The following is a 19,538-nucleotide window of genomic DNA, read 5'->3' as shown; positions in this document are numbered from 1 at the left end:
GAGACCCTCCAGAAGAGGCGGAGAACGCCTCACTGCTCGATTAGTTTATTGATTCTTCACTGTAACACAATCTGCATCAAAGTGGCAAAAGCTACGGAAACTCATCACTCCAGATCTGAGACCGCCTTCTGTTTGAAGCTGCCATCAGGCTTCTCAATACCGCAGAATGAGCAGTAGTTACTCTCCCGCTCAATGGATGCATGGCAACTACGGCAGTGAACACGCTCATAAATACGTGTGGCTTCAAAGATGCGGGAAGAGATCAAACCGGTAACGATGGCAAACAGTACTATACCGACAATCATCGCTGCTCCGGCAACAATGCGACCGGCCAGCGTATGGGTTACATAATCGCCATAACCGACCGTCGACATGGTCACCAGCGACCACCAGACACCATCAAAGGCGGAATCAAAATTCTCCGGCTCAACCAGATAGATCACATTACCACCGATCAGGGTCAGCAGAACAATGCCCGAAATGAGCATCACGATAATCATCAGACTTTTACTCAGCGAGTTGAGCAGCACCTGCACATCTCTGGTGTAGCGAATCAGTTTCAGCATACGGAAAAGTGAGATGGTTCTGACAAGACGCAGTGCGAAGGTTTCGTTGGAGCCAAAGAGGAACATCGGAAGTATCGCAGCCAGATCGATAAGTCCGTAAAAACTGAATATATATTTAAGCCGATTTGGTGCGGAAAATATTCGTATCAGATACTCAACGAGAAATATTGAAGCGAACATATACTCTGCAGTTTTGATGATATCGCGGTACTCATCAGGCAGCGCCTTGACTGTAATCATCATGGAGCAGACCACTGAAATAATAATCAGTGATATCAGTGTCAGGTTCACATATTTTGCGACCCTTGAATCCACGTCGTTGAGGTATGCCTCCAGCTTTAGCCGGATACCTCTGGCGTTTGATTGAGAATTACGATGCCCATCCATACTAAAACCATCCCTCCCATGCAGTAAGTCTCCTACCTTCGATAAAGTAACATGAAATGTCAAAAGGTTGAACGGCTGATTCCCTGCAGGCGCAAACCATCGCCACGATAAAAGAGAGCGCAACTGAAATCCTCCGGTACCATCTCATGCCATTCCCGATTATCATAGCGGCCGTCATTTGTTGAGGCGGGCAGACGTGCCCCTCCACGACAAATTATCTAGTTATATAAGAGAGAGCAAAAATATGGGAAGAGCGTATCAGAACCGTAAGGAGTCCATGGCCAAGACCGCAGGTGCCAAAACCAAGGTCTACTCCAAATATGGCAGAGAGATCTATGTCTGCGCCAAAAGTGGTGGCGATGATCCCAATGGCAATCTCTCACTGCGTCGCCTGATGGATAACGCCAAAAAGGATCAGGTTCCAAGCCATGTCATTGAGCGCGCACTTGAGAAGGCGCGTGGTGGCGGCGGTGAAGATTATGCAACTGCTCGTTATGAAGGTTTCGGCCCCGGTGGCTGCATGGTGATTGTCGACTGTCTGACTGACAACTCCACCCGCACCTTTAATGATGTGCGTCTCTGCTTCACCAAAAGTGGTTCCAAACTTGGTGGTCCTGGTTCAGTGGCCCATATGTTTGATCATCAGGCTGTGTTTGTTTTCAAGGGTGATGATGAGGATGCAATTCTAGAGATCCTGATGATGGCCGATGTTGATGTTACCGACATCGAATCTGAGGATGGCATGATCACTGTACTGGCCCCCAACACAGAGTTTTTCAAGGTCAAAACCGCGCTGACTGAAGCGATGCCTGAGATTGAGTTTGAAGTGGATGATATCTCTTACGAGCCACAGACAATGTGCAGCGTAAGCGGTGATGATGTTGCGATATTTGAGAAGTTTATCGATGCATTGAACGACTGTGATGATGTGCAAAAGGTCTACCACAACGCTGAACTGGAAGAGTAACGCATCCGACAGATAATGTTTACAAAGAAGCCTCGGAGAACTCCGGGGCTTCTTTTTTGTGCAGAAGCCCCTTTCAAACCATCCCCCCGATCAAAAATAGGTGCATTTATTCCACCTTCCTAGCCGATATTGGCAGGGAGTATCCTGACGCGTCGGCGGGGAGGCCCTCCGTCATATTATCTAAGGAGATCAACATGAAAAAAGCACTGTTTGTTGCAGCCGCGGCTGCATTTGTAATGGGTGGTGTCATGACTGCCGAAGCCAGCGCGCTGGGTAAATGCAAGGCATGTCATAACTTCGATGGATCCAGCAAAGTCGGTCCTGGCCTGAAAGGCGTAGCTGGCGGCCCACAAGGTGGCTCTGATGGTTTCAAATATGGTTCATACCTTGAAGCTCAGAAAGCTGCTGGCGCAGTTTGGGATGATGCATCTCTGGAAGCATGGATCTGCGCCTCTAAAGACGTAGCCAAAGCAGCAGGCGGCAAGTCTAAAATGCCTAACCAGAAGGTATGTGGCGATAAAGCTAAAGCAGCAGTTGCAGAGCTGAAAGCACTGTAATCAAAACAGCTAAGAGACGGCCTGTGTGAAAACACGGGCCGTTTTTTTTGCCCGCTAAAGCCGCCTCTCCAGACAACCTTTCATCAGCGTAACCATCTGACTCAGCAAGGCATCCCCCTCCCTGCCTGCAAGCAGCGCAGCATAGGCAGGCCTGACAATAACAGGTGTGCCAGCTACCGGAAAAAGATTCCGGCTGGCAATGTGGCCTGCCACCATCGGCTCAGGAAGATAGGCAGCACCTCCGGATTTCAGGATCATCTCAAGGGCCACCTTTCCAACAGTGGTATGCAGAAACACCGGCACCGCAGTGCCCAGATGCTGCTGCATGGCAACAGCAAAGGACTCTCCCCAATCCACATCGATGAATCGCGTCGACAGCGCCTCATCCGCGCTTGTATCTTCTCTGTTGCAAACCATCATCAGCGGAACAGAGCCCAGCTCCTCAACATGCAGCCGTGGCAGGGCGGGTGCATCAAACATCACCGCCACATCAATAGAACCATCCAGCAGTGAAGGCATCAGCGAGTCAGCCGTGTGCAGTTCAGCCCGAATCATCATGGTCGGATCGAGCAGACTGGCTTCGATCATCCAGTCGGTCAGAAAAATATTCCAGAGGGTATCGGTCGCGCCAGCCACGATGGATGCACTGGTATGCTCCGGCAGCCTTACCTCCTGACAGGCAACCACCCATGAGGCCATAAGATTTTCGGCATGGGAGAGAAAGCGCACACCGGCCGTGGTAAGAGAGACCTGATGCTTACTGCGCTCAAAGAGCTTTGCCCCTAGCCGCTCCTCAAGAAGCTTGATGCGCGCACTCACTGCTGACTGGGTCAGAAAAAGTTGCTCGGCCGCCTTACGGAAGTGGCGGGTTTTCGCTACCTGGAGAAATGTTCGAATCAGATCGACATCCATAAGCACCTGTCCTTGATCACGGTGATCAAGATTATTTGATTTACTACCACCCCTGCAACTGAAGATCATCTCCCCCGCAACAAACCTCATATGATGAGAGATATCCTGGGTAACACGAACAGAGGAGGTCACATGAGAACTAAAAAACAGCGTGTAGACAACAGAAAAGATATGCAGATCCAGCACAAAGAGATCAAACCGAGAAAAACAGGCAGTGAGAGTGATGAGTTCGATAGCTGGGAGAGCTGGGATAGTGATGACTTCAGTGACATTACAGAGCACTTCTCACAGTCGATCGACAGATAAAAATCAGCTTTACAGCTATCAATAGTATAAGGAGACCCCATGAAAAAAATAGCGCTAACCACACTAATGGTTGCAGCGATGGCACTGGCAGTTCAGCCGCTGATGGCGAATGCTGAAGAGGCCTACGAATATGCAGAAGAGACATATATCGAAGAGCCCGCTACTGACGCAGGTCAAAGCGAAGAGGCTGTTGAAGATAGTGGCGAAGAAGAGTCTTCTGCCGATCAGGAGAGTTACGAAGAGAACCAGCCAAACTAAGGTGAAAATCTTCGTTGATGGAAGCTGCCGGATATTGAAAGAGATAACGCCTCTCGAAATTTGGAAAATTCGGCAGCTTCCATCTTTTTTTCAACATGTTACGATCAAGCATGCCTGAACACGACGTTACATTCACTATTGATGGTAAACCTGCCTCTGGCCAGCTGCCGCTTCTGCAGGGAAGCGAGGGGCCTGCAGCCATTGATATTCGTTCGCTCTATCAGCAGCACGGTCTGCTGACATTCGATCCCGGCTTTAAATCCACAGCGTCGTGTAAAAGTGCGATCACCTACATCGATGGTGATCAGGGTATTTTGCGCTACCGCGGCTACCCTATCGAAGAGCTGGCCCAATCATGCAGCTTTACCGAAGTCACCCATCTATTGATGCATGGTGAGATTCCGGACAACACCCAGCTGGCAGCCTTCAACGATACCATTCATGCTCATAACCTGCTGCATGAGCAGGTGATCAGCTTTTATCGCGGCTTTCGCCGTGATGCGCATCCTATGGCGGTGATGGTCGGCGTGGTCGGTGCGCTCTCAGCCTTCTATCAGGATCTGCAGGACTACAGCAAACCCGAACAGCAGATGAAGGCGGCTATCCGCCTGTTTGCCAAAATGCCGACCATAGCTGCCGCCTCCTACACCTACAGCATCGGTCGTCCGGCCCGCTATCCGGATAATCGTCTCGATTATGCGGGCAACCTGCTGCAGATGATGTTCGGCAAACCCAATGAACCCTATGAAGTGGATCCGGTGATTGCCAAAGCGCTTGATCTGATCCTCATTCTGCATGCTGATCACGAGCAGAATGCCTCAACCTCCACCGTTCGCATGGCCGCCTCATCCGGCGCCAACCCCTTCGCCTGCATCGCATCAGGTATTGCCACCCTCTGGGGCCCTGCACATGGCGGCGCCAACGAGGCGGTACTGAACATGCTTGAGGAGATCGGATCAATTGAGAACATCCCCAACGCCATCAAACGCGCCAAGGATCGCAATGATCCCTTCCGCCTGATGGGTTTTGGTCACCGGGTTTATAAAAACTATGACCCTCGCTCCGCCATTATCCGTGATATGACCCGATCGGTTCTCAAACATCTGAACATGGAAGATGAGCCACTGCTGGCCATCGCACTGGAGCTGGAACGTGTTGCCCTGAGTGACGACTACTTTATTGAGAAGAAGCTCTACCCCAATGTCGATTTCTATTCCGGCATTCTGCTCAGTGCCATGGGTTTCCCGCGCCGCATGTTTACCGCCCTCTTCGCAGTCGCCCGCACCTCCGGCTGGGTCAGCCACTGGCTGGAACTGAAAAACGATACAACCCACGGTATCGATCGCCCCCGTCAGCTCTACACCGGCTCGACCCTGCGCCACGTCAATAGAACGGAATAGCGATTTCTGGCTTTTACAACCTCTTCGGTTACAGCTGCATACTTATCTTCCGGCAAACAGGCAGATAGACAACACCCCCTTCTCATGCGACACTATAAATATGGCTCTGCACCATTTTATTGTTGATGGCAAATGCATGAAAGGAGAATCCGGATGCATGAAGAGAACAACGACATAACCCCACTCTGGCATCATCAGGCGTGTGACACGGTCTTCAATCAACTGGAGAGCAGCGAAGAGGGTTTAAGCAGTTCGCAGGTTGAGCAGCGACTTGGTCAGTATGGACCCAATCGTCTCAAACCGCAGGAGAAGCAGAGCCCTCTTACACGCTTCCTGCTGCAGTTTCATAACGTTCTGATCTATGTACTGATCGGCGCAGGTTTCATCACCTCACTGCTTGGCCACTGGGTGGATAGCGGTGTCATTTTCGGCGTAGTCGTCATCAATGCCATCATCGGTTTTATTCAGGAGGGCAAAGCGGAGAAGGCACTGGATGCGATCCGTAACATGCTCTCGCAAAAGGCGATGGTAAAACGCGATGGCCGTTTTATCAGCCTCAGTGCAGAGGAGCTGGTTCCCGGTGATATCGTATCCCTGCAATCCGGTGACAAGGTGCCTGCCGACCTGCGCCTGTTTAAACTGCGCGATCTGCGCATCGAAGAGGCGATGCTCACCGGCGAATCCCTGCCTGCTGAAAAGAGCACCCAGGCCGTAATCGCCAATGCCAGTATCGGTGATCGTAAAAACCTCGCCTACTCCGGCACGCTGGTCACCTATGGACAGGGGCAGGGCATTGTTGTGGCAACCGGCGATGCCACCGAGATTGGCCGCATTAGCGGCATGCTTCGCCATGTGCAGACCCTGACTACGCCACTGCTGAAGCAGATGGCCGTGTTCGGTCAGTGGTTAACCATCGGTATCACTGTCATTGCAGCCCTCACCTTCGGCTATGGGGTACTGTTTCAAGGCTTCACGGCTGCCGAGATGTTTCTTGCTGCCGTTGGACTTGCCGTAGCAGGCATACCGGAAGGACTGCCAGCCATTATGACCATCACGCTAGCCATTGGCGTGCAGCGCATGGCGCGAAAAAACGCCATTATTCGACGTCTTCCGGCAGTCGAAACACTCGGCTCAGTCACAGTGATCTGCTCGGACAAAACCGGCACCCTGACCCGCAATGAGATGACGGTCACCACCGTCACCACCGCCACTGGCATCGTCGAGGTGACTGGCACCGGATACGACCCGCACGGCGTATTCATCAAGGATAGCGAGCAGATCACGCTTGAGCATCATCCACAACTGCGCGAAATGGCTCAGGCAGCCCTGCTCTGCAATGATGCCAGCATCAGTGAAAGCGCAGGCGTATGGAAGATGCAGGGGGATCCCACCGAAGGTGCACTGGTCACACTGGCGCTGAAAGCAGGCCTGCCGCAGCAGCAGCTGCAGGCGCAGTTCCCGCGCATCGATACCATCCCGTTTGAATCAGAACACCGCTTTATGGCCACCCTGCATCATGATCACAGTGGCCATGGCTTTATCTATATCAAGGGAGCCCCGGAACGGGTACTGGATATGTGCCACCTGCAACGGCAGGACGGCGAAGATCGACCGCTAAACCGGGCACACTGGGAAGCCTGCATGAACTCTGTTGCCGGTCGCGGCCAGCGCTTGCTGGCTATCGCCTTTCGCACCACGTCGGCTGAACAGGGGAGTCTCTCCTTCAGTGATGTGAATGCCGAGCTTACCCTGCTCGGCATGGTCGGCATCATCGATCCGCCGCGTGATGAGGCCACAGCGGCAGTCAAAACCTGTCAGGATGCCGGTATCCGGGTTAAAATGATTACCGGTGATCACGCCATCACAGCCCGTGCTATCGCCGCGCAGATGGGCATTGGCGATGGCTCTTCGGTGGTCACCGGTGCTGACATGAGTCGCTACAGTAGCGATGAACTGCAACAGGTAGCCCAGAGCACCAGCGTCTTTGCCCGCGTCTCTCCGGAGCAGAAGCTACAGCTGGTTACAGCCCTGCAGGCCAATGGCGAAGTGGTCGCCATGACCGGCGACGGTGTCAATGATGCACCGGCACTTAAACGTGCTGATGTGGGTGTTGCCATGGGCATCAACGGCACCGAGGTGGCCAAGGAGGCGGCTGAGATGGTGCTCACCGATGACAACTTCGCCTCTATCGCCCGTGCTGTTGAAGAGGGACGCACGGTTTACGATAACCTCAAGAAGTCGATTATGTTTATCCTGCCTACCAATGGTGGCGAGGCGTTCATCATTATTGCGGCCATTGTCATGGGTACTGTCCTGCCGATTACGCCAGCCCAGATCCTCTGGGTAAACATGATTACTGCCGTCACACTGGCGCTGACACTGGCCTTTGAACCACCGGAACAGAATGTCATGCAGCGCCCCCCGCGTGACCCTGCTGAACCGATTCTCTCCGGCTTTCTCATCTGGCGCATCACCTTTGTCTCGCTGATTATTGTCATTGGCACATTCGGTCTGTTTCTCTGGGAGCAGGCGCAGGGATCAAGCCTTGAGGTGGCGCGCAGTGTAGCGGTCAATACGCTGGTGATGTTTGAAATTTTCTACCTCTTCAGTGCCCGCTATCTGCTGGCGGCCTCACTCACACGGGAGGGTATTTTCGGTAATCGCTATGTGCTCTATGCCATCGGCCTGCTGATCATCTTTCAACTTCTTCTCACCTACGCGCCACCGATGCAACTGATGTTCGGCACAGCCGATATGAGTGGTGCCGCATGGCTGCGGGTGGTGACTGTTGCCAGTTCTGTACTGTTTCTGGTGGAGATCGAAAAGTGGTTGCTGCGCAGAAAACACAATTCTGACAATCCATAGAAAAACCAATTCAAGCAACAACCACAAGAATCAGCTGAGCTTGTCGGCCTCTTTTAACTGCGCTCCTCTTAAAAAGTCGACAGCTGACATCGCCTTTTTCCCTTCGGGCTGCAGCTCAATAACGCGGTAGATCGAACCATCACCGCAGGCAATATCGAGCCCCGCATCCACAGCAACAATCTGACCGTTTGAAAGCTTATGAGTTCCCGATACAACCTCGCCTGAAATCAGCTTCAGCCATTTGCCATTGAGCTGTGTACGAACACCGGGACGCGGTGAAAAACAGCGCACCAGACGGTCAATGGCGTCTGCACTGAATGACCAGTCGATGATGCGCTCCTCATTAGTGATCTTCTGAGCGTAGGTAATGCCCTCTTCAGGTTGGGGTTCAGGCTGCAATCCAGCTGCAATTTTCGGCAGTGTCTCAACAAGCAGCTCTGCACCCATTGGGGATAGTGCAAACCAGAGCTCTGAGCCGGTTGTACTCTGAGTAATCGGCAGCGTTTTGCAGGCATAGATGCCACCGGTATCCAGCCCCTCCTCCATCTGCATAATGCAGACACCGGTCTGGGTATCACCAGCCAGCAGCGAACGCTCTATCGGGGCTGCACCACGCCAGCGAGGCAACAGGGAGGCATGCACATTAACCGGAGCAATAGCCGGTGCCTCAAGCCACGCTTTGGGCAGAATCATACCGAAGGCAACTACCACCAGCACATCGCACTCTCTGCCCTCAAGCCATGCCAGAGCCTCTTCATTGTCGCGTAGTTTTTCAGGGGTAATGACATCAATACCGGCATCGATAGCCGCCTGTTTGACCGCTGAAGGGGTCAACTTCATGCCGCGGCCGGACTTGCGATCAGGCTGGGAAACCACGCCGACCACCTCAATACCGTCGCTATCGATTAGCGCCTGCAGACAGGGAACAGAAAAACCGGGGGTTCCGGCAAAAACTACGCGCATCTCAACTCCAGTTATTCACCGCAAAGGACGCAAAGTTACGCAAAGTAAGGCATGCAGGTGGAGGGGAGCCACGTTTGCCTGCCATGATGTGGAAATTGAACCGTTATCTTCTGTTTTTCCTCTGCGAAACTTTGCGTCCTCTGCGGTTAAGATTTGTATAACTTCTTCATCTTCTTGGTGATCATGGCACGTTTGAGCGGGCTGAGGTAATCGATGAAGAGTTTGCCGATCAGGTGATCGAACTCGTGCTGCAGGGCAACAGCTTCAAAGCCGTCAAAATCCTTCTCATGGGTATCACCCTCCATATCCTGCCAGCGCAATCGCACTGCGGCCGGACGTGAGACATCGCCATAGACCTCCGGCACAGAGAGACACCCCTCCTCCCAGCTCTCCATCTCATCGGACTTCCAGGTAAATTCCGGGTTGATCCACACCTTCAGATCCCGCCTGCCACCCGGCTCATCACCATCATGACGCACCTCTTCCTTGCGCCAGACGGTATCAGTCACAGCAATCTGCAACGCCACACCGATCTGGGTAGCAGCCAGACCAACACCAGGCGCATCGTACATCGTATCTGCCATATCCTGAATGATCTGCTTCACCTCATCAGAGAGTGGGAAGGCAACAGGTTTGGCGATCTCACGCAGGCGATCATCGGGGTGAATGAGAATTTCGCGAACAGTCAAAACGTACCTCCATTCCAGCCGAACATATCACGCTGAGGGGCCTCAAATTCGATGTAGATGCGAGAGATATCAATCTCCAGTTCATGATGAATCAATGTGGATATTTTGTGTGAGACGTGCGCTGTATCGGCCGGTGAGAGCCCCAGACTTTTCAGCTCCACAAAAGCCAGCGGTTGATCTGAACCGGCAAACAGCATCGAACGTTGATCAGAGAGTTCAACCATCACATAGGATTCAGGCTTTTCCAGAGCCAGTGCTGTAGCGCGAGAACAGCGGGTCAGAAAGTCGGCATGATTCTCTACTGCAACGTTGGTGTGTACATGCAGGTAAGGCATCAGCCCTCCTCCTTTTTAGTGGCCTCTTCGGCCTGTTGTTGCGCCAGCCACTCCAGATTCCGTCTTGCCTGCTCTTCGCGCTCCTGGTTTTTGCCGTGGCGCATTCGTGCAGTGGCGACATAGGCCAGCCACCAGAGAAAGGCACCAACGACCGCAACAATTAACCAGAACTCCAGACTACTCACGATCCCGCCTCCACTGCTGCAACCGCTTGCGCTGCCGCATCGGCCCGCTGTTTCAGTTTACGATTTATCAGATTCACACCCGCAAGAATAAAGCCCAGGGCAATAAAAGCGCCCGGTGGCAGAATAAACATCAAGACATCGGGATAGGATTCTCCAAACAGAGAAAAACCGAACAGCTCCCCCTGCCCCAACAACTCACGCACACCGCCAAGCAGAATCAGTGCAAAGGTGAAACCGGCACTCACTGCCAGTGCATCCACCACAGAATCAGAGACCGAATTCTTGCTGGCAAATGCCTCAGCACGGCCAAGGATGGCACAGTTCACCACGATCAGTGGAATAAACAGGCCGAGCACCAGATACATCTCATGCATCCATGCATTCATCGCCATACCGACCACGGTCACAAAGGCAGCAATAATTGTGATATAGGCCGGGATTCGCACATTCTTCGGGATCACATCACGGACAAGAGAGACAACCAGATTCGAGCCCAGCAGCACCAGCATGGTTGCCACTCCCATCCAGAAGCCGTTCTCTGCAGAGGTGGTTACACCCAGCAGCGGACACATACCGAGCAGCTGGGCAAAAATGGTATTGTTATGCCAGAACCCGTCGTAAAAAACTTCCGATTTAGTCAATCTTCATCTCCAGCTTCATCTCATGCTCCGAGGCGTGTTTACCTCTGTTCTGCTGCTCTACAGCATTGAGAATAACCTGCCGCTGGCTGTTGTAAAATGCCAGCGCCCCCTTCACCGCTTTCACCACCGCACGCGGGGTGATTGTAGCACCGGTAAACTGATCGAAATCACCACCATCTTTTTTCACCTTCCAGTTGCTACCCTCCAGCACGCGACCACTGAAGTTCTGTAACCAGTCACTGTTTTTGACAATGCCATCGCCAAGTCCCGGCGTCTCTCTATGATCAGTCACCCGAATCGCATGGATAGCACCTTCAGGCTCCAAACCAACGAGAATACGAATTGAACCGGAATACCCGTCCGGTGCAACCACCTCCCAGGCAAAACCGCGCACATTACCCAACCCGTCCTTGGCCGGATAGATAGCCACCGCATCAACATTGAAGCTATCGGCCTGAGCATCGTTGGCATGTTGAGGAAGCACCTGCGCCAGCGCTTTGTGCAACGCCTCTTTCTGCGCTCTGGCAATCGGCTCACGGGTCAAAATATTGGTCACCCCGAGGATTCCGGCAGCCAGCACTGCAACAACAACAATAGCCAGCACCATACGCATCTGATCACGATCAAAGATCATGACTCATCCTTGATGCCGTGCCCATACACACGCGGTCTGAAGTAGTGATCAATCAACGGCACTGCACAGTTCATCAGCAGCACAGCAAACATCGCACCTTCCGGATAACCGCCAAAGCTGCGAATACTCCAGGTCAGCACGCCGCAACCTACGCCGAAGACAATCTGCCCCATCGGTGTAACCGGTGAGGAGACCGGATCGGTTGCCATGAAAAAGGCGCAGAGAATCAGGCCGCCGGCAAAGAGATGAAACAGTGGCGGTGTAAACTGCTCGGGATAAATCGCATTAAACAATCCAGACAGCAGCATTACCGTAGCGATATAAGAGAATGGGATATGCCAGGTGATGGTGTGGCGTGCGAGCAGGAAGATACCGCCGATCAGCAGTGCCAGCGCACTGGTCTCGCCTATACTTCCCGCCTCAAAACCGAGGAAAGCGTTGAGATAGCTGTAGTCATAGGCCTTCAGCGCTTCAAGCACCGGCACGCCCAGGGTTGCTTCTGTTTTCACATACCCCAGTGGACTGGCCATGGAGATCGCATCAAAACCAACCTTCAAGGCATCAGGCCCTGCAAGGAAGAAGTTCAGGCAGAGTGAGAAGTCATAGAGATTCAGCGCCGGCTCTGCTGCAGACATTGGTACAATCCATGTGGTCATATGCAGCGGGAATGAGATCAGCAGGATAATGCGGGCTGAGAGCGCCGGATTGAAAATATTGTAACCCAGTCCGCCATAGATCTGTTTACCCAGTACAATAGCAAATACCGAGGCGAGTACCGCCATCCACCACGGCACCGCCGCAGGCAGGGTGAGCGCCAGAAACAGCCCGGTCAGTGCAGCAGAATTATCTAGCAGCGCAGTGAGCGGACGCTGCATCCATTTCAGACAGAGCGCTTCAGTAACCAGTGCCGTCACCATACAGGTGACAATCAGCAGTACCGCCAGCCAGCCGAAGAGGTAGACGCTGACCATCGTGGCAGGCAGCAGCGCCAGTATCACAGTCAGCATCACCATGCGAATCGAATCACCGCCATGGGCATGCGGCGGACTAAGCATCACCGGCATCAGCTCTTCTCCTGGGTTGCATCGTTATTTTCCGGTTCAGCAGACTCAACCGGTTTGGCCGGAGCGTGGTCGCGGCGCACACGTGAGCGACGCGCTGCTTTCTCAGTCTTCTCGGCTTCAATGCGCCTTTCCCGTGCTTCTGAGCGTTTACGCGAAGCCTCGGCAAAGACCTGTTCGCGGCGGGTCTGAGCAATCTGTCCTTTGCCGTAACGGAAGTAGTGAACCAGAGGAATATTGGCCGGGCAGACATAGGAGCAGCTACCGCACTCAATGCAGTCGAAAAGCTGATAGTTCTCTGCCCTGTCAAACTGATCACTACGGCAGGCATCGGCCAGAAGGTTGGGTACCAGATGCACCGGACACGCCTCACTGCAGTGACCACAGCGGATGCAGGGCTGCTCTTCAGTGTGGGCCAGCATCATCGTCTCAGTGCGCATAGCTAACAGTCCGGTTGTCGATTTAACCACCGGCACATCAACACTCTTCAGCCGTTCACCCATCATCGGGCCACCGTGCAGCAGATGCAAACCGGTAAGATCATCCAGACCCCGACTGGCAAACAGGCTGCGCACCGGCGTACCGAGCCGCACTGAGAGGGTGGCCGGATTTTCAACGGCATCTCCGCTCACCGTCACCAGTCGCTCAGTCAATGGCCGGGCCTGTACAACCGCTTCAAACAGCGCTTTGCTGGTACCGACGTTCTGACACAATACCCCGATATGCATCGGCAACCGCCCTGCTTCCACCTCTTTACCGGTCAGCGAGTAGATCAGCTGTTTTTCGCTGCCCTGTGGATAGCGGGTAGGCAGAACAACAACATGCACACCCTGCATCTCGCTTGCCTCAGCCAGCGCTCTACGCATCGACTCGGCGGCATCGGGTTTATTGTCTTCAATAGCGATAATGCCCGATTTAGCACCGACCATATGCATAACAATGGCCATGCCGGTCAAAATATCGTGCGGTTTCTCAAGCATCAGGCGATGATCATTGGTCAACCACGGTTCACACTCGATACCGTTAAGAATCACCGTCTCAATCGGAAAACGCTTATCCTGAACCAGCTTGATAAAGGTGGGGAAAACAGCACCACCAAGGCCAGCCAAACCGCACATGCGTGCCCGCTCCCGCAATATTGCCGGATTAAGTTCGCGCCAGTTGGTTAGTGGTTCAAGCGTTGTGTCTGATTCGTCATCACCGTCAGACTCAATAAAGATACATGGCAATCCCATCCCTGAAGGGTGCGGAATGGCATGCTCCTCTATTCTCACCACGCGACCCGAGGTTGGCGCGTGTACAGGTACGGAGAGGTAGCCTTCAGATTTAGCAATCTTCTGCCCACGCAGCACCCGATCCCCCACCTTCACCAGGGGGCTGCAGGCCTCACCGATATGCTGTTTCATCGGCAGAATATGGATCGGTGCTATGGCAGCAACCTCAACAGGACGTGCAGCTGTAACTTTATACATCTCAGGATGCACACCACCGGCAAAGCTGTGTTGCAAGATACCCAATCGCTGGGCGAGTTTTCTAAGCATGGCCGGCATGGGTCTCCCTTCGATCATGTCCCAACCGGGCTCGCTGGGTATCCGGCAGCGGCCAGGACCAGTGTTCAATCAGTTCAGGTTTCATCAGCATATCAATGCAATCCACCGGGCAGGGCTCAATGCAGAGCGTGCAGCCGGTACAGTGATCGCTGATCACGGTATGGTACTGCTTCGGCGCCCCGATTATTGCATCCACAGGGCAAGCCTTGATACAGAGTGTACAGCCGATGCACTCATCCTCGCGCACAAAAGCGATCATCGGAGCTGTCGCTTCGGCCTCAAGATCCTTGGGTTCCACGCCCATCAGATCGGCAATCGCCAGCATGGTGCGCTCACCGCCGGGGACACAGTGATTCACATCCGCCACGCCACCTGATACCGCTTCAGCATAGGGTTTGCAGCCGGGGTAGCCGCACTGGCCGCACTGGGTCTGCGGCAGAAGATTATCAATCTTCTCCACCATCGGGTCGCCCTCAACATGAAACACCTTCTGCGCCACAGCCAGCACAATGCCGGCAACAAGTGCAAAGGCGCCAAGTGAGAGCAGCGCATATAACAGCTGAGTCATCGAATAGAGCCTTAAATCTTCACGAGGCCGGAGAAGCCCATAAATGCCAGACTCATCATACCTGCAGTAATCAGCGCCAGCGGTGAACCCTTGAACAGCTCAGGAACCGGTGCGATCTCAATGCGTTCACGAATACCGGAGAAGAGAATCAGCACCAGCGCAAAACCGAGCGCTGCACCAAAACCGTAGAGAGCAGAGGTGAGAAATGTCTGCTCCTGCTGCACATTAAGAATGGCCACGCCAAGCACGGCACAGTTGGTGGTGATCAGCGGCAGGAAAATACCCAGCCCCTGATAGAGCACAGGGCTGGTCTTATGAATCATCATCTCGATAAACTGTACCAATGAGGCGATAATCAGGATAAAGAATATGGTCTGCAGATATTCAAGATCCAGCGGCACCAGCAGATACTCCTGCACCAGCCATGAGGCGGTGGAGGCCAGTGTCATGACAAACATCACAGCAAAGGACATACCCACAGCCGTCTCCACCTTGCCTGAGGTGCCAAGAAACGGGCAGATACCAAGAAACTTGGTCAGTACATAGTTATTCACCAGTACAGCAGAGAGCAGGATCAGCGCGATTTCAGTCATGGCGCGGGAGTATAGGGTGATGAACCTGCTGCGTACACCGCATAAAACCCACACTTTTACCTGTTTTCGTGCATTCAGACCCTGATTTTGGCTGATCTGGTAGCCACCACCGTCTCAAAGCATGCATCCTCAGCTGGAAAGCATTCATTGAATATTCATCCTGCTGCTTCTATCGTCGCGTCTGATTATTATCACCACATGATTCTGGAGGATCCACAATGAAGCGTTTTCTGATCTCTATCTTTGCCGCAGCAGCCCTCTCACTACCCACTGCCGCACTGGCCGGTCACGGTCACCACGGTGGCGGCAATCAGGCTGACTGCCCGCTTGGTGCCCATAAATGCGACAGTAAAGCGGCCTGTCCGCTCGGTCATAAAGATTGCGATAACCATAAGGATTGCCCGCTTGGTAAACATGATTGTGGTAAAGCCACCACCATGGACAGCGACAAAGATGGCAAGGTATCACTCAAAGAGTTCTCTGCTGCCCACGATTCACGCATGCAGGAGAAGTTTAAACAGCTTGATGCCAATGGCGATGGTTTCCTGACTGAAGCTGACAAAGAGGCCCGTCATGCCAAACATATCGATGCGTTCTTTGCTGCTGCAGATACCAACAAAGATGGCGCCCTAAGCAAGGCTGAATATGCAGCTGCGAAACAAGCCCGTTATGGTAAAAAGAAAGAGTGCAAATTCTCCGACAAAAAGTAAGCACCCAGATTAACATCATGGCCGTCGACCCTATGGGTCGGCGGCCTTTTTCTTGCCTCTCCGAACAACTTATTTAGGTTCTTAGCAATGAGACTCACTACTTACCTGATTCCCCTTCTGCTATCTGCCTGCCCGGCCATAGCCGCTGATGATTTCAGGCTGCACGGAAAAATCCATGCAGCGCACGATATCAGTGCAGCCGCTTTTCTCGGCGAGCTTCTGGTGATCGGCGCTGATGAGGCTGTCGGTAAAGATAGAAATGAGAATTACATCCAGCTGCTTAAGCCCGAAGGTGAAAACTACCGCCTCAGCAGTGACATGCTCGTTTACAAAGGTGACAAAAAGTCTGGCCGTGAACTCGATATCGAGGGCGTCGCCGTCGAAGGAGAGAAGATCTACGTGGTCGGCTCACACGCACTGGCCAGAAAGCGGCTTAAACCTGAAGCCAGCCACAAGAAAAACCTGCAACGACAGGCCACAATCAAGCAGGAGCCGGGGCGAAAACAGCTCTTTCGGCTCACCCTGGGAAGCAACAACAGCGTGATCAAACGCGAACAGATCTCACTCGAAAAAATCATTCGTAACGATCCCGTTCTTGCTCCTTTTGCCGCGATCCCCTCCAAAGAGAACGGCATCGATATCGAAGCTGTTGCGGCAAAAAAAGGAGCGCTTTATCTCGGATTTCGTGGGCCTGTACTACGTGGCGGATTTGTGCCGGTGATGCAACTGGATTTCGACGCTCCTGAAAAGAGCTATCGGCTGCTCTACCTCAACCTTGGTGGACTCGGCATCCGGGATATGGTGAGTGTTGCTGACGGTTTCCTGCTTCTTGCCGGCCCTGTTGCCGAGTTGCCGAATGAGTACCGTCTCTACCACTGGAATGGCCTGGACACCCTGACCGACAGCAACAACGGAGCGTTGAAACTGTTGAGCGAAATCAGGCCACCTGCCGGTGGCAAGGCAGAGGCTGTCGCCGTTGAACGCATCACAGATTCAAGCTACAACATCATCATCCTCTTTGATGGCATCAAAGGCGGGGAGCCCCGCCGCTACACAATCTCCGGAGGCGGGTTAGAGTCCGGCCGCACAAAAGCAGAGTAGGAGCATCAAACGACATGAGTGAAGAGACACTGCTGGAGTTCCCCTGCCGGTTCCCGATCAAGGTGATGGGGGATAATAGTGCCGACTTTGAAAATGAGATTGTCATGATTGTTCGCAAGCATGTGACTCAACTTGGCGAAGCAGCAGTCAGATCAAAGCCGAGCAAGACAGGAAAATATCTCTCTGTTACCGTCACCTTTACCGCTGAAAGTAAGGCTCAACTGGATAATCTTTACCGGGAGATAAACAGCCACCCGCAAGTCAAAATGGTCTTATAATATCCCGGCTGATAAATAATCCGGTTTACTTGTCAGAGGCAGTGAGCTCATCACTATGCTCATACTGCCACGATCTTAGATACTCCAGAACAGCCTTAAGGGAGGCGGCTTTATTCATCTTGCCGCGATGTAAAATATAATCGGCACACTGGGTATAATAGGGATAACGAACCTCTGCCAGCTGCTGCAGCGTGGTTAAAGCATCACGTCCGGCAATCAGTGGCCGGTTGTTATCGCCTTGAATTCGGTTGGCGAGAAATTCAAGTGAGGACTTCAACCAGATCACCGGCGCATGCGCCTCCAGCAGAGCCCTGTTCTCAGCACGCATCACAGCACCACCTCCGGTTGAGAGAACCACAGGCTTACCGATCACCTCGGCCAACGCTTCACTCTCCAGATCACGAAACCCCTCCTCACCCTGCTCAGCAAAGATTTCGGGAATCGTTTTACCCGCCTTCTCAACGATATAGTGATCCAGATCAATCAGTTTCAGACCAAGCTCTTTAGAGAGCAGCTTTCCGATACTGCTTTTGCCACACCCCATCAGTCCTATAAGGACCGGATATACATCTGACTGTATTTTAACCGAATCAACCATTTCCATTCCTTTCGCCACTGATCTTTATGCTGCTATCATGCCAGAATAAAAGCCGACAGTGCGAGTGCAATCGTATCAGGCATCACAAACAGATAAAATGATCCAGTTTATGGTACGTGAATTGCTTCTGTCGGTGAGATAGAGATGCAACAGAGGAGTAACGACATGGCCGATGAAATTTCCCTTCGCCAACTGCTGAAGGTCATGGTGGATAAAGATGCCTCCGACCTCTACCTGATGGCCGGTGCCCCTCCGGGTTACCGCATCAATGGCACCATCCTCAGACTTGGTGATGCCGAGATGAATCCTGTTACGGTTGAGCGACTGGCAAGTGAGCTGATGACTGAAAAGCAGAAGGCCGATTTCGCCTCCAGCATGGAGATGAACCTCTCCTCTGCACATGCGGGTTTAGGTCGTTTCCGCGTCAACATCTATCGCCAGCGTGGCTCAGTTGGCATGGTGATTCGTCAGATTACCACCGATATCCCCAGTCTTGGCGACCTCAAGCTTCCCGAAGTATTCAAGGATATCTCGATGACCAAACGCGGACTGGTGCTGATGGTTGGTGCGACAGGTTCGGGTAAATCAACCTCGCTCGCTGCGATGGTGGATTGGCGCAATACCAATCAGGCTGGACATATCATCACCATCGAAGATCCGGTGGAGTTCATGCATCCCCACAAAAAATGTTTCGTTACCCAGCGTGAAGTGGGTTCTGATACCGTCTCATTTCAGGCTGCACTGAAGAATACACTACGTCAGGCACCCGACGTTATTCTACTTGGTGAGATTCGTGAACGTGACACCATGGAGCATGCCATCGCCTTTGCCGAAACCGGCCATCTGGCTATGGCCACGCTGCACGCCAACAACTCCAATCAGGCGCTGGAACGCATTATCAACTTCTTCCCTGAAGAGCAGCATCAGCAAGTGTATATGAATCTGGCTATGAACCTGCGCGCCATTCTCTCCCAGCGGCTGGTTAAAACTGTGGATGGTGGCCGGGTAGCCGCCATTGAGATTCTGATTAACACCCCGCGCATTGCCGATCTGATTCTCAAAGGTGATATCAGTACCATTAAAGAGGCGATGGAGAGTGGTGAGCAGCACGGCATGCGCACCTTCGATCAGGCCCTCTTCCAGCTCTGGAAAGATGAAAAAATCACCGAGGTTGAAGCACTGAGAAATGCCGATTCAGCCAACAACCTGCGCCTGAAGATGAAGATGCAGAGCATTGATGACGCCAACGATGGTAATGGTAAATCAGGTGTCGATGAGATTTTGCAGAACCGCTCAGATGACGATGATGGTATCGAGTTGTCGATCTAAGGATTCTCTGAAAAAGTCAAAGCATCCGTTCAGGCTACGGACGGCCTGCCAATATCATGCATGGCAAATGCTTGATATTGTAAGC

23 protein-coding genes are annotated in these 19,538 nt (G+C 52.8%); 10 read left to right on the top strand and 13 right to left on the bottom strand.

Annotated features, from left to right (window positions below):
• Nucleotides 1-104: 104 nt before the first annotated feature.
• Complete coding sequence (locus F3F93_RS04720; RefSeq protein ID WP_176958019.1) at nt 105-953, bottom strand: ion transporter; 849 nt, start codon at nt 951-953, stop codon at nt 105-107.
• A gap of 244 nt (nt 954-1,197) precedes the next feature.
• Here F3F93_RS04720 and F3F93_RS04715 point away from each other — a divergent pair, with 244 nt between their 5' ends.
• Both F3F93_RS04715 and F3F93_RS04710 read left to right on the top strand, forming a co-directional pair.
• Complete coding sequence (locus tag F3F93_RS04715) at nt 1,198-1,920, top strand: YebC/PmpR family DNA-binding transcriptional regulator (protein ID WP_176958018.1); 723 nt, start codon at nt 1,198-1,200, stop codon at nt 1,918-1,920.
• A 194-nt stretch (nt 1,921-2,114) separates the two neighbouring features.
• Nucleotides 2,115-2,477 (top strand): cytochrome C, encoded by a 363-nt coding sequence (locus F3F93_RS04710; protein WP_176958017.1) that lies wholly within the window; start codon nt 2,115-2,117, stop codon nt 2,475-2,477.
• Nucleotides 2,478-2,531: 54 nt separating this feature from the next.
• Here F3F93_RS04710 and F3F93_RS04705 read toward each other — a convergent pair whose 3' ends face one another.
• The gene (locus tag F3F93_RS04705; RefSeq protein ID WP_176958016.1) at nt 2,532-3,479 is read right to left on the bottom strand and encodes a LysR family transcriptional regulator; all 948 of its coding nucleotides are present in this window, start codon (nt 3,477-3,479) and stop codon (nt 2,532-2,534) included.
• A gap of 42 nt (nt 3,480-3,521) precedes the next feature.
• On the opposite strand from F3F93_RS04705, the gene F3F93_RS04700 reads away from it, so the two are divergent.
• The 4 genes from F3F93_RS04700 to F3F93_RS04685 all read left to right on the top strand — a co-directional run bounded on the left by F3F93_RS04700 (nt 3,522) and on the right by F3F93_RS04685 (nt 8,218).
• Nucleotides 3,522-3,695, top strand: coding sequence for a hypothetical protein (locus tag F3F93_RS04700; protein WP_176958015.1), 174 nt, complete (start codon nt 3,522-3,524; stop codon nt 3,693-3,695).
• A gap of 39 nt (nt 3,696-3,734) precedes the next feature.
• Entirely contained in the window at nt 3,735-3,953 is a 219-nt protein-coding gene (locus F3F93_RS04695) for a hypothetical protein (RefSeq protein ID WP_176958014.1), read from the top strand.
• A 110-nt stretch (nt 3,954-4,063) separates the two neighbouring features.
• Nucleotides 4,064-5,353, top strand: a complete 1,290-nt coding sequence (locus F3F93_RS04690) for a citrate synthase (RefSeq protein WP_206675372.1) — start codon at nt 4,064-4,066, stop codon at nt 5,351-5,353.
• A gap of 153 nt (nt 5,354-5,506) precedes the next feature.
• Nucleotides 5,507-8,218: a cation-transporting P-type ATPase gene (locus tag F3F93_RS04685; RefSeq protein WP_176958012.1), complete on the top strand. Its 2,712-nt coding sequence runs from the start codon at nt 5,507-5,509 to the stop codon at nt 8,216-8,218.
• Nucleotides 8,219-8,248: 30 nt separating this feature from the next.
• Here F3F93_RS04685 and fmt read toward each other — a convergent pair whose 3' ends face one another.
• The 10 genes from fmt to rsxA all read right to left on the bottom strand — a co-directional run bounded on the left by fmt (nt 8,249) and on the right by rsxA (nt 15,437).
• Nucleotides 8,249-9,181, bottom strand: a complete 933-nt coding sequence (fmt, locus tag F3F93_RS04680) for a methionyl-tRNA formyltransferase (protein ID WP_176958011.1) — start codon at nt 9,179-9,181, stop codon at nt 8,249-8,251.
• A gap of 146 nt (nt 9,182-9,327) precedes the next feature.
• A complete protein-coding gene (def, locus tag F3F93_RS04675; protein ID WP_176958010.1) occupies nt 9,328-9,870 on the bottom strand; it encodes a peptide deformylase in 543 nt (180 codons plus the stop codon).
• Complete coding sequence (locus F3F93_RS04670; protein WP_176958009.1) at nt 9,867-10,205, bottom strand: phenylpyruvate tautomerase MIF-related protein; 339 nt, start codon at nt 10,203-10,205, stop codon at nt 9,867-9,869. Before F3F93_RS04670 ends, def begins: the two co-directional genes overlap by 4 nt.
• Complete coding sequence (locus tag F3F93_RS04665; RefSeq protein ID WP_176958008.1) at nt 10,205-10,390, bottom strand: hypothetical protein; 186 nt, start codon at nt 10,388-10,390, stop codon at nt 10,205-10,207. The genes F3F93_RS04670 and F3F93_RS04665 overlap by 1 nt, the downstream gene beginning before the upstream one ends.
• A complete protein-coding gene (locus F3F93_RS04660) occupies nt 10,387-11,031 on the bottom strand; it encodes an electron transport complex subunit E (protein WP_176958007.1) in 645 nt (214 codons plus the stop codon). The genes F3F93_RS04665 and F3F93_RS04660 overlap by 4 nt, the downstream gene beginning before the upstream one ends.
• Complete coding sequence (locus F3F93_RS04655; RefSeq protein WP_176958006.1) at nt 11,024-11,665, bottom strand: RnfABCDGE type electron transport complex subunit G; 642 nt, start codon at nt 11,663-11,665, stop codon at nt 11,024-11,026. Before F3F93_RS04655 ends, F3F93_RS04660 begins: the two co-directional genes overlap by 8 nt.
• Nucleotides 11,662-12,729: an RnfABCDGE type electron transport complex subunit D gene (locus F3F93_RS04650; RefSeq protein ID WP_176958005.1), complete on the bottom strand. Its 1,068-nt coding sequence runs from the start codon at nt 12,727-12,729 to the stop codon at nt 11,662-11,664. The genes F3F93_RS04655 and F3F93_RS04650 overlap by 4 nt, the downstream gene beginning before the upstream one ends.
• Nucleotides 12,729-14,267 carry an electron transport complex subunit RsxC gene (rsxC, locus tag F3F93_RS04645; protein ID WP_241696971.1) on the bottom strand — a complete coding sequence of 513 codons (1,539 nt, stop codon included), beginning with the start codon at nt 14,265-14,267 and terminating at the stop codon, nt 12,729-12,731. The genes F3F93_RS04650 and rsxC overlap by 1 nt, the downstream gene beginning before the upstream one ends.
• On the bottom strand, nt 14,260-14,844 hold the full coding sequence (gene rsxB / locus F3F93_RS04640; protein WP_176958003.1) for an electron transport complex subunit RsxB: 585 nt from the start codon (nt 14,842-14,844) through the stop codon (nt 14,260-14,262). The genes rsxC and rsxB overlap by 8 nt, the downstream gene beginning before the upstream one ends.
• Before the next feature lie 11 nt (nt 14,845-14,855).
• A complete protein-coding gene (gene rsxA / locus F3F93_RS04635; protein WP_176958002.1) occupies nt 14,856-15,437 on the bottom strand; it encodes an electron transport complex subunit RsxA in 582 nt (193 codons plus the stop codon).
• Between the two features lie 218 nt (nt 15,438-15,655).
• On the opposite strand from rsxA, the gene F3F93_RS04630 reads away from it, so the two are divergent.
• From F3F93_RS04630 to F3F93_RS04620, 3 genes are all read left to right on the top strand, one after another.
• Complete coding sequence (locus tag F3F93_RS04630; RefSeq protein ID WP_176958001.1) at nt 15,656-16,147, top strand: EF-hand domain-containing protein; 492 nt, start codon at nt 15,656-15,658, stop codon at nt 16,145-16,147.
• A gap of 87 nt (nt 16,148-16,234) precedes the next feature.
• Nucleotides 16,235-17,248 carry a DUF3616 domain-containing protein gene (locus F3F93_RS04625; RefSeq protein WP_176958000.1) on the top strand — a complete coding sequence of 338 codons (1,014 nt, stop codon included), beginning with the start codon at nt 16,235-16,237 and terminating at the stop codon, nt 17,246-17,248.
• Nucleotides 17,249-17,262: 14 nt separating this feature from the next.
• Nucleotides 17,263-17,526: a DUF493 domain-containing protein gene (locus tag F3F93_RS04620; protein ID WP_176957999.1), complete on the top strand. Its 264-nt coding sequence runs from the start codon at nt 17,263-17,265 to the stop codon at nt 17,524-17,526.
• A 25-nt stretch (nt 17,527-17,551) separates the two neighbouring features.
• Here F3F93_RS04620 and F3F93_RS04615 read toward each other — a convergent pair whose 3' ends face one another.
• Entirely contained in the window at nt 17,552-18,124 is a 573-nt protein-coding gene (locus tag F3F93_RS04615; protein ID WP_176957998.1) for a shikimate kinase, read from the bottom strand.
• A 165-nt stretch (nt 18,125-18,289) separates the two neighbouring features.
• Between F3F93_RS04615 and F3F93_RS04610 the strand changes: the two genes are divergently transcribed.
• Complete coding sequence (locus tag F3F93_RS04610; protein WP_194334972.1) at nt 18,290-19,453, top strand: PilT/PilU family type 4a pilus ATPase; 1,164 nt, start codon at nt 18,290-18,292, stop codon at nt 19,451-19,453.
• The last annotated feature ends 85 nt before the right edge of the window (nt 19,454-19,538 follow it).

The organism is Mariprofundus sp. KV (assembly GCF_013387475.1).
Classification (GTDB): Bacteria; Pseudomonadota; Zetaproteobacteria; order Mariprofundales; family Mariprofundaceae; genus Mariprofundus.
This window is presented reverse-complemented; position numbering and strand designations above follow the sequence as displayed.